Below are 2,439 nucleotides of genomic sequence, written 5' to 3'. Positions count from 1 at the left end.
TCAAACAGCGCGCCCGCGGCTGACTCTCAACCCTCACCCGAGACTTCGTGTGGTTCTCGCCGGCGCGGGCCGGACCGGTCGGCCGCGGCCTTCTCCGTCACCCGAGCGCATCCGAAAGCCCAGGTGAGCAGATGCCCGACAGCTGTGGACAAGATTGGTGACAACTCGGCCTGCGACTGTGGACGCGCGGTGGAGACACAGTGGACGGAAACCGGCGTCCACAGCGACGGCTAGAAGTCCACTGGTGGCGTCCACCGGCCGTCCACACACCGACACACCGCTGAACCAGTGCCGATGCGGGTTTCCCACAGAACCCACAGGACTTATTACTACTAAGAATTTCTCTTTGAGATATCTCTTCTAATAGTCACCGTGTGGATGCACAGGCGGTCCCGCCGGCGCAGGACCGCCCGGGAGCCGCCTGCGGCCCGATCGGAGTCGCCCCAACTGGCGACGTCGGCCGCCGAGCGCTCTACAGTGGGATTCGGCGAACAACCAGATCGCCGGGACCTCGTGCGCTTCGTTGCCGTCTGCGCACCGATCGATCCGTCCCGGCACCACGAGAAGGGCAACCACTGCAGATGAAGTTTCGTGTCGTGCGCGACGAGTTCGCCGACGCCGTCGCCTGGGTCGCTCGCAGCCTGCCGTCCCGTCCTCCGGTCCCGGTGCTCGGCTGCGTGGTGCTCACCGCCGGGGACACCGGCCTGCAGGTCGCAGGCTTCGACTACGAGGTCTCCGCATCCGACGCCCTCTCTGCCGAGGTCCTCGAACCCGGCAAGGTCCTGGTCTCCGGTCGCCTGCTCGCCGACATCACCCGTGCCCTGCCGGCCAAGCCCGTCGATGTGAGCATCGACGGCTCCCGCGTCGCGATCGCCTGCGGCAGCTCCAAGTTCTCGCTGCCGACCATGCCCGTCGAGGACTATCCGGACCTGCCCGAGGTCCCCGAATCCACCGGCACCCTGCCCGGTGATCTGTTCGCCGAAGCCGTCTCCCAGGTCGCCGTCGCCGCCGGCAAGGACGACACCCTGCCGATGCTGACCGGTGTCCGGGTGGAGATCGAGGGCGACAAGGTGGTGCTCGCGGCCACCGACCGGTTCCGGCTGGCGGTCCGCGAACTCCAGTGGGCGCCCGCCGATCCGAGCGCCACCGGCGCCGCACTGGTCCCCGCCAAGACCCTGTCCGAGGCCGCCAAGTCGGCGGGCTCCGATCACGCCGGCGTCGTCGAACTGGCCTTCGGCGGCGGGCATTCGATCGGTGCCGACGGCATCCTGGGCATCTCCACCGACACCAAGAAGACCACCACCCGGCTGCTCGACGCCGAGTTCCCCAAGTTCCGGCAGCTGTTCCCGGCCAGTCACACCTCGGTGGCCGCGATCGAGTCCGCCGCCCTGATCGAGGCCATCAAGCGTGTGGCGCTGGTCGCCGAGCGCGGTGCGCAGATCCGGATGGACTTCTCCGAGGATTCGGTGCTGCTCACCGCCGGTGGCGACGAGGCCGGCAAGGCCGAGGAAGAACTGCCGGTGCGGTTCTACGGTGAACCGATCATCATCGCCTTCAACCCGACTTATCTGCTCGACGGTCTGGCGGCGATCGGCACCGAGGTGGTCGAGTTCGGCTTCACCAATCCCGAACCGGATCCGTCCGGCGAGCGGCGTGCGGCCATCCGGCCGGCGGTGCTGCGTCCGGCCGGCGACGGTGAACCCGCCGCCGATGCTTCCGGCGCCTATCTGGCCCCGGCCAGCCAGTTCAGTTACCTGCTGATGCCGGTGCGGCTGCCGGGCTGAATCCCGTCGGCACGACGGTGACACGGCGAACCGGCGGCCGCCGCAGAAACGGCCGCCGGTAGTGGAGTAGAGGTTCGATGTTCGTCCGCGCATTGGCGTTACGAGATTTCCGCTCGTGGCCCCGAGTGGATCTGGAGCTGCATCCGGAGACCACGATCTTCGTGGGGCGCAACGGATTCGGCAAGACCAACCTGCTCGAATCGCTGTACTACCTGGCTACGCTCCGCTCGCATCGGGTGGCCGCCGATGCGCCGCTGGTCCGCACCGGCGCCACCGCGGCCACCGTCGGCGCCACCGTGCAGAACGACGGCCGCGAACTGTCGGTGGAACTGACCATCGCGGCGCACGGCGCCAACAAGGCCACGATCAACACCGCACCGGTGCGCCGGCCGCGGGAGATCCTCGGCGTGCTCCGCACCGTGCTGTTCGCACCGGAGGATCTGGCGCTGGTGCGCGGAGATCCGGGGGAACGCCGGCGCTTCCTCGACGAACTGGTGGTGCAGTTGCGGCCGGTCGCCGCCGGCGCCCGCGCCGACTACGAGCGGGTGCTGAGGCAGCGGTCGGCACTGCTGAAAACCGCCGGTGCGGCGATGCGCCGCAGCCGGTCCGAGGCCGACTCGGTGATCGCCACCCTCGACGTCTGGGATGAGCAGCT

At 68.8% G+C, this 2,439-nt stretch carries 2 protein-coding genes; both read left to right on the top strand.

Going from position 1 to position 2,439, the window contains the following annotated elements:
* Positions 1 to 581: 581 nt before the first annotated feature.
* On the top strand, positions 582 to 1,784 hold the full coding sequence (gene dnaN, locus ACJMNC_RS16670) for a DNA polymerase III subunit beta (RefSeq protein WP_408949079.1): 1,203 nt from the start codon (positions 582 to 584) through the stop codon (positions 1,782 to 1,784).
* A gap of 77 nt (positions 1,785 to 1,861) precedes the next feature.
* Positions 1,862 to 2,439: AAA family ATPase (locus ACJMNC_RS16665; RefSeq protein ID WP_408949078.1), on the top strand; the 578-nt coding region annotated here is incomplete at its 3' end.

Origin of the sequence: Gordonia sp. VNK21, from assembly GCF_046098115.1 — a bacterium.
In the GTDB taxonomy this organism is placed as follows: Bacteria; Actinomycetota; Actinomycetes; order Mycobacteriales; family Mycobacteriaceae; genus Gordonia.
This window is presented reverse-complemented; position numbering and strand designations above follow the sequence as displayed.